Genomic DNA, 536 nt, shown 5'->3' with positions numbered 1-536 from the left:
TTACTGGTGAAGAGTCTTTACAACAGGTTGCACTGCGAGCAAAGCGCCTCGGTCTCAAAGCTGATGCGCTGAATATGTTCTCTGAAACCCGGATCGAATCAATAGAAGAAGTGGTTCAAGTCCATAAGCCAAAAGTGCTGGTTGTTGACAGTATTCAGGTAATGCACACAGAAGCGATAGAGTCGGCTCCAGGTAGCGTTTCGCAAGTAAGAGAATGTGCTGCCAGGTTGACCCGTCTTGCCAAACAGACTGGCATGGTGCTATTTCTGGTTGGTCATGTGACCAAAGAGGGAGCGATTGCCGGGCCTAAGGTTTTGGAGCATATGATTGACTGCTCGATAATGCTCGAAGGCTCCAGTGACACTCGTTATCGCACTTTGCGAGGAATCAAAAATCGTTTTGGTGCAGTGAATGAGTTAGGTGTCTTTGCTATGCTCGAAAAAGGCTTGGTTGAAGTGAAGAACCCGAGTGCAATATTCCTAAGCCGTGGCGAAGAGATAATGCCAGGTAGTGTCGTGACGATACTCTGGGAAGGT

The 536-nt window shown here is 47.9% G+C and carries 1 protein-coding gene; it reads left to right on the top strand.

Translation table 11 applies throughout. The features are described 5' to 3' along the window. On the top strand, positions 1-536 hold a 536-nt coding region (locus tag A3761_RS05920; protein ID WP_156491654.1), incomplete at both ends, for an ATPase domain-containing protein.

The organism is Oleiphilus sp. HI0123 (assembly GCF_001635315.1).
This window is presented reverse-complemented; position numbering and strand designations above follow the sequence as displayed.